The organism is Arthrobacter sp. TB 26, from assembly GCF_000427315.1.
GTDB lineage: Bacteria > Actinomycetota > Actinomycetes > Actinomycetales > Micrococcaceae > Arthrobacter.
On record NZ_AUPJ01000526.1, the window covers coordinates 2,285 to 8,822 of the forward strand.

The 6,538-nt window shown below is 66.7% G+C and carries 6 protein-coding genes and 1 pseudogene (1 of these 7 only partly in view); 5 read left to right on the plus strand and 2 right to left on the minus strand.

What is annotated here, in order from left to right; all coding sequences use genetic code 11:
* The 4 genes and pseudogenes from K789_RS23720 to K789_RS0120720 all read left to right on the plus strand — a co-directional run.
* A pseudogene (locus K789_RS23720) lies at positions 1-563 on the plus strand (ABC transporter permease); it begins 185 nt to the left of the window's first position.
* Entirely contained in the window at positions 560-1,522 is a 963-nt protein-coding gene (locus K789_RS0120710) for an ABC transporter substrate-binding protein (RefSeq protein ID WP_024368417.1), read from the plus strand. The pseudogene K789_RS23720 and the gene K789_RS0120710 overlap by 4 nt, the downstream one beginning before the upstream one ends.
* 163 nt (positions 1,523-1,685) lie before the next feature.
* On the plus strand, positions 1,686-2,906 hold the full coding sequence (locus K789_RS0120715) for a pyridoxal phosphate-dependent aminotransferase (RefSeq protein ID WP_024368418.1): 1,221 nt from the start codon (positions 1,686-1,688) through the stop codon (positions 2,904-2,906).
* Positions 2,907-2,983: 77 nt separating this feature from the next.
* A complete protein-coding gene (locus K789_RS0120720) occupies positions 2,984-3,838 on the plus strand; it encodes a polyphosphate kinase 2 family protein (protein WP_024368419.1) in 855 nt (284 codons plus the stop codon).
* An 18-nt stretch (positions 3,839-3,856) separates the two neighbouring features.
* On the opposite strand, the gene K789_RS0120725 is transcribed toward K789_RS0120720, so the two are convergent.
* Together K789_RS0120725 and xseA are read right to left on the minus strand one after the other, a co-directional pair.
* Positions 3,857-4,087, minus strand: a complete 231-nt coding sequence (locus tag K789_RS0120725; RefSeq protein WP_029705556.1) for an exodeoxyribonuclease VII small subunit — start codon at positions 4,085-4,087, stop codon at positions 3,857-3,859.
* A 92-nt stretch (positions 4,088-4,179) separates the two neighbouring features.
* The gene (xseA, locus tag K789_RS0120730; protein ID WP_024368421.1) at positions 4,180-5,466 is read right to left on the minus strand and encodes an exodeoxyribonuclease VII large subunit; all 1,287 of its coding nucleotides are present in this window, start codon (positions 5,464-5,466) and stop codon (positions 4,180-4,182) included.
* A gap of 246 nt (positions 5,467-5,712) precedes the next feature.
* On the opposite strand from xseA, the gene K789_RS0120735 reads away from it, so the two are divergent.
* Positions 5,713-6,538, plus strand: an 826-nt coding sequence (locus K789_RS0120735; protein ID WP_024368422.1) for a hypothetical protein, incomplete at its 3' end; no start/stop codon positions are given.

Below are 6,538 nucleotides of genomic sequence, written 5' to 3' on the forward strand. Positions count from 1 at the left end.
CCGCCGTGGCCGTCGCCGGCGCCCTCCGTGCCCTGCCAACCCTTGGCCTGCTGACGCTCTTCGTCCTGCTGGCCGGCATCGGGCTCATGCCGCCGATCTGGGCCCTCGTGATCCTGACGGTCCCGCCGCTGCTCGCCGGCACTTATGCCGGCATCTCCAGCGTGGACCGGAACGTCGTCGACGCCGCCCGGGCCATGGGAATGACCGAGCTCCAAGTGCTGTTCCGCGCCGAATTCCCCAACGCGCTGCCCGTGATGTACGGCGGGTTCCGGACCGGCGTGCTCCAGGCCATCGCGACCGTCTCGGTGGTGGCGTACATCAACCTGGGCGGCCTCGGCCGGTACCTGTTCGACGGGCTTGTGCTGTCCGACTTCCCCCAGATGCTGGGCGGGTCCCTGCTCATCGCCGGACTGGCGATCGCCGTCGACCTTGTCCTTGCCCTCATCCAGAGGCTCTTCCTGTCCCAGGGGGCCTCTTCACAGCCAAACCGCGGCCAGCAGGCTGCGGTTGATCTCACAGACCCCGTACCCGCGGGGACTGTTGTTCAAGGAGGTACGTCATGAAGGAAACCCGCCAACGAGCATTCGGCAGGCGCGCATTCGGCGGCCTGGCCGCCGGCGTAGGCCTGGCCATGGCACTGTCCGCCTGCGGAGGCTCATCCAATCCGCTCTCAACTTCACCCGCGACGGGTGGGGCCGCGTCCGGGTCGGGCTCGGCCCTCGTCATCGGGTCCGCCGATTTCCCGGAGAGCCAGATCATCGCCGAGGTCTACGCCGGCGCGCTGAACGGGGCCGGCGTCACGGCGAGCACCAAGCCGAACATCGGTTCCCGCGAGGTCTACTTCAAGGCCGTCCAGGACGGATCGGTGGACGTCATCCCCGACTACAGCGGCAACCTGCTGCTGCACGTCAGCAAGGACGCCACGGAGGTCTCGGCCGAGGACATCTACAAGGCGCTGCCGGGCAAGCTGCCCGAGGGACTGGCCGTGCTGGAAGCCTCTAAGGCCGAGGACAAGGACGCCATGGTGGTCACGAAAGCCACTGCGGAGAAGTACCAGCTGAAGTCGATCGAAGACCTCGCCAAGGTCTGCAGCGACATTGTGGTGGGCGCCCCGGCGACCTTCGCCGAACGCGCCTACGGGCTGCCGGGCCTGGCGAAGAACTACAACTGCGTACCCAAGAAGCTGGAGCCGTTCAGCGACGGCGGGGGAGCCGTCACGCTCAAGGCCCTGCTCTCGGACCAGGTCCAGGTGGCCGACATCTACACCACCACCCCGTCCATCGCGGACAACGACCTGGTGGTGCTTGAGGACCCGAAGAACAACTTCATCGCCCAGCAGGTCCTCCCGCTGTACAACAAAAACAAGATGACGGACAAGGCCAAGGAAGCCCTGAACGCCGTCTCCAAGACCCTCACCACCGAGGATCTGATCAACCTCAACCGGGCAGTCAGCGGCAGCCAGAAGCAGAACCCGAAGGACGCTGCGGCTGCCTGGCTCAAGGACAAGGGAATCGTCAAGTAGGCGTCGTCTCCCGGCCTTCCTTACCAACGACGGCGGCTGCCGGCTCCTCCGGTCCACGGGGAGCCAGGCAGTCGCCGTCGTTCGTTTCCTGCCTGTGACGGCCGGACACCCCTGTGAGTCAGATCTCAGCGGAAGTACATCCTCTATATGGCATATTTGATGGATGGCAGAATTCAAGCAGTCCACCAAGCTTCATAATGTCCTTTACGACATCCGTGGACCGATTCTTCAGGCCGCCCAGCAGATGGAGGCGGAGGGTCACCGCATCCTCAAACTGAACATCGGGAACCCGGCCCCCTTTGGGTTTGAAGCGCCGGACGCGATCCTGGTGGACATGATCCGCCACCTGCCGCATGCCCAGGGCTACAGCGATTCCCGCGGCATCTTCTCGGCCCGGACGGCCGTTTCGCAGTACTACCAGACCCGCGGGATCCAGAACATCCACGTCGATGACATCTATCTGGGCAACGGCGTCAGCGAACTCATCACGATGTCCCTGATGGCGCTGCTCGATGACGGCGACGAGGTCCTGATCCCCACCCCGGACTACCCGCTGTGGACCGCCTCCGTTGCCCTGGCCGGCGGCCGGCCCGTGCACTACCTGTGCGACGAGGACTCGGGCTGGCAGCCGGACCTGGCGGACCTCGAAGCCAAGATTACGCCGCGCACCAAGGGCATTGTGGTGATCAACCCGAACAACCCGACCGGCGCGGTGTACCCGGAAGACACCCTCAAGAAGATCGTCGCCCTGGCCGAGAAGCACGGCATTGTCCTCTTCGCCGACGAGATTTACGAGAAGATCCTCTACGAGGACGCGGTCCACGTGAACATGGCCAGCCTGACCGGCGACGACGTCCTGTGCCTGACGTTCAGCGGCCTGTCCAAGGCCTACCGCGTGTGCGGCTACCGGGCCGGGTGGATGGCCATTTCCGGGCCGAAGAAGGACGCCGCGGACTACCTTGAGGGCATCAACCTGCTCGCGAACATGCGCCTGTGCGCGAACGTCCCGGCGCAGCACGCGATCCAGACGGCGCTCGGCGGGTACCAGAGCATCAATGACCTGATCCTGCCGGGCGGGCGCCTGCTCGAGCAGCGGAACAAGGCCTACGACATGCTCAATGCCATTCCCGGCGTCAGCACCCAGCAGGCCCGGGGTGCGATGTACCTCTTCCCGAAGCTCGATCCCGAGGTGTACCGCATCCGCGACGACGAGAAGTTCGTCCTGGACCTGCTGCGCGAGCAGAAGATCCTCGTTTCCCACGGCAGGGCCTTCAACTGGGTCCGCCCGGACCACTTCCGGATGGTCACACTGCCGCTGGTAAAGGACCTCGAAGAGGCCATCAACCGCATGGCGGACTTCCTGAGCCGGTACAAGGGGAACTAGCCTGAGCTCAGCAGCGCGGCTCGGGCGGTTGTCCGGCGGTCCGAATGGAGGCTGCCCGAACCGGAAAGAGGCCTGCAATGGCAGACGTCGTGAGATTCAAGGAGCACCCCTCTGACACCCTGAAGGTGGGCAAGGGCTTCAGCCTGAAGGCCGCGGACCCGGACTCCACGCCGGGCTACCCGGGGGACAAGAACGACGGCGAGGTGTTGCTCGCCGATCTGGATGACAACCTCGCCCTGCTCCAGGAACAGCTCTTCGCCGACTCGCGCTTCGGCGGCACCAAGCGCATCCTGCTGATCCTTCAGGCCATGGACACGGCCGGGAAAGGCGGGATCGTGACGCACGTCATGGGCGCCATGAATCCGCATGGCGTCCAGATGAAGTCGTTCAAGGCACCCACCCCGGAAGAGAAGTCCTACGACTTCCTGTGGCGGATCGAGAAGGAAGTGCCGGCCGCCGGCATGGTCGGCGTCTTTGACCGGTCACATTACGAGGACGTCCTGATCCACCGCGTCCACCGCTGGGCGGATCCGAAGGAACTCGAACGCCGGTACAACGCGATCAACGAATTCGAGGCCAGGCAGACGGCCGCCGGCACCAAGATCGTCAAGGTCATGCTCCACATCAGCCGGGACGAGCAGAAGCAGCGGCTTCTCGCGCGGCTGGATGAGCCCGCAAAGCTCTGGAAATACAGCAGCAATGATCTGAAGGAACGCGCGTTCTGGAGCGACTACATGGACGCCTACCAGAAGGCATTCGAGAAGACGGGCACCGAGGCCGCCCCGTGGCATGTGGTCCCGGCCAACAAGAAATGGTACGCCAGGATCGCCGTCCAGCAGCTGCTGCTCGACGCGCTGGAAGGGCTCAAGCTGGAGTGGCCGGTTCCGGACCTCGACGTCGCGATGGAACGGGAACTGGTCGAGCGCTCCTGACCGGCCGGCGCCGAACGGCTAGCCGTCCTGGGATGCCTGGTCGCGCGCCGCGGCCAGGCGTTTCCGGGCACCCTCGAGCCATTGTTCGCAGCGCTTGGCCAGCGCCTCGCCGCGTTCCCACAGCGCCAGCGACTCCTCAAGGCTCGCCCCGCCTGCTTCGAGCCTGCTGACGACGCCGACGAGCTGCTCGCGGGCGTCCTCGTAGCTCAGGCCCTCGATGTCGGCGTTGGGCTTTGTTTCTGCTGCCATGGCGTGTTGCTCCTTGCTGTGTCCGAAGGGGACAGGTGGTTCGGGTGGGATGGGCGGGCTGTGCGTGCCCGGCCGGGACTTGCTCTGCAGGCTCAGTCTTCGGCGGGTTCCTGGCCTCCGGTCGACTCCGCGGTGAACCGGCCCCCGGCCACACGGACGGCCAGCTGGGTGCCCGGCGGGGCCTGGCCGGGGTGCCGGACAACGTCCCCCCGGGTGCCTGGAACCGAACCGCCGTCGGCCAGCTGCACCACCGCATACCCCCGGTCCAGGGTCTTTTGCGGCGAGAGTGCACGGACCTGGGCCTTGAGGTGGACCAATTGGTCGGCGGCCCGGACGACGGCGGTGGTGACAGCCGCCTGGGAGCGGCGCTTGAGCCGTTCGACGTCGTCGTGCCGGATGCTGACCATAACCTCGGGGGAGGCGAGCACGGGACGGGAGCGCAGCGAGGCCAAACGGTCCGTTTCACGCTCCACCAGCCGTGTGGCGCCCCGCCGGAGCTGGTCACGTGCCTGACGCACGCGGGCGAGCTCCTCGACAACGTCCGGGACGATCCGCTTGGCGGCGTCAGTCGGCGTGGAGGCGCGCAGATCCGCGACATCGTCAAGGATGGGCCGGTCCGCCTCGTGGCCGATCGCGCTCACCACCGGAGTGGAGGCGGCCGACACCGCCCGGATGAGTTCCTCGCTGCTGAACGGCAGCAGATCCTCCAGGGCCCCGCCGCCGCGGGCGATGACGATCACGTCCACCTCGGGGTGCGCATCCAGCTCGCGCAGCGCGGCGATGACCTGCGCGACGGCGGTGTTGCCCTGGACAGCCACCTCACGGACTTCGAATTCGACGGCGGGCCAGCGCAGGGCCGCGTTGCGCAGCACGTCCTTCTTGGCGTCGGAGTCGCGGCCGGTGATCAGGCCGATCCGGTGGGGGAGCAAGGGCAGGCGCTTCTTGCGGGCGTCGGAGAACAGCCCCTCCGCGGCCAGGGCATGGCGCAAGCGCTCGATCCTGGCGAGCAGGTCGCCCAGGCCCACGGGACGGATGTCTTTCACGGACATGTTCAGCCGGCCCGTCTTGAGCCAGAATTCGGCCTTGAGCAGGGCCACGACCCGGGAGCCGCGTTCCAGCGGGGTCTCCTGGCGGTCCAGCACATTGGTCCAGACGGAGGCGGGGAGGGAGATCTCGGCGTCGATGTCACGCAGCGTCAGGTAGGCGTTGGTGCCGCGCCGGTTCAGCTCGATGACCTGCCCTTCGACCCAGGCGGACGGGGCACGGTCGATGTGCATCTTGAGTTTCTGGGACAGCAGCTGCAGCGGCCAGGGGTTGTCCGGGCTGGTTTCCGCCGCCGTGGCCGGAACCGTCGTGGCTGCCGCGACGTCCTCAGACATGCCGGTACCCCGGGGCGGAGATGGCCTTGTGCATATGGGTGGGTGTCCTTTGCCGGGGCGGTGTTGTCCGCAGTCACGCACCCCCAGCGTTTGCGTCAGGAAGGGCGGGCGGCAGACAACTCGAACTTGTCGGTTTCAACTCTATCCATAGCTCTATCACCGGGGCCCGACTTTATCGTTCGGCTTTATCGATCGGCGGCGTGCCCCCGTAGGATGGCACTACCCATCAACCTGCTAGGAATCCTTGTGCGCACTTTTGTCTCGGCCGTAGCGGTCCTTATCGGCCTTGTCCTGGCGGCGGCCGCTGTTCCGGCCATGTGGGTGGACCGCAACATCGTCCAGGAAGAAGGCTTCGTGGCGTTCACCGCGCCGCTGGGCAAGGACCCGGTGTTTCAGCAGCGCCTGGCTGCGGCCGCCGTGGGCAGTCTCGGCGCGGAGCGGATCCCGGAAGCGCTCAGCGGACTGGTCACGCCGATCCTGGAGAGCGCGGCCCGGTCCCTGACGAGCATGCCCGGCTACCCCGATGCCTGGACCGAAACCCTGCGCAAAAGCCACCGGCTGAATTTCGCGGACCCCCAGACCCTGCCTGCCGGCGCCCAGAGTGTTTCCTCGGTGACCCTGGACCTTGCACCCCTCGTCGCCCTGGTGACGAAGCAGGTGGCGGAAGCCACCACGCTCCCGCTGGAGGCCCCGGACCAGCTGCTGATCACCATCGGACAGCCCGAGCACCGGCAGATCCTCGACCGGGTGTCCGCCTTCGCGCCGATGGGCTACGCCCTGGCCATCGGTGCACTCATCGCCTTCGCTTTGGCGTTCGTGGCCGCCCGGCAGCGCGGGACCGTCGTTGCCGGCATCGGACTTGGAACCCTCGTGCTCGCCGGCGTCTGGAAACTTGCCGCCGACGCCGTCGGGGGTGCGGTGACGCGGACGAGCAGCGGCAACGAAGTCGCGGAGATCTTCAAGAGCGAATTCGTGGCTGCCGCCAGCTCAAGTTTCGGGCAGTGGATCCTGGCGGCCGCCGCGGCCGGCGGCGTCCTGCTGGCGGTCGGACTCGTGCTGCGCGCCGTCGGCG

Excerpts from the sequence above, each read along its gene's own strand:
- K789_RS0120715 (WP_024368418.1), top strand. The coding sequence starts at position 1,686 with ATGGCAGAATTCAAGCAGTCCACCAAGCTTCATAATGTCCTTTACGAC.
- xseA (WP_024368421.1), bottom strand. The coding sequence starts at position 5,466 with ATGTCTGAGGACGTCGCGGCAGCCACGACGGTTCCGGCCACGGCGGCG.
- K789_RS0120725 (WP_029705556.1), bottom strand. The coding sequence starts at position 4,087 with ATGGCAGCAGAAACAAAGCCCAACGCCGACATCGAGGGCCTGAGCTAC.
- K789_RS0120710 (WP_024368417.1), top strand. The coding sequence starts at position 560 with ATGAAGGAAACCCGCCAACGAGCATTCGGCAGGCGCGCATTCGGCGGC.
- K789_RS0120720 (WP_024368419.1), top strand. The coding sequence starts at position 2,984 with ATGGCAGACGTCGTGAGATTCAAGGAGCACCCCTCTGACACCCTGAAG.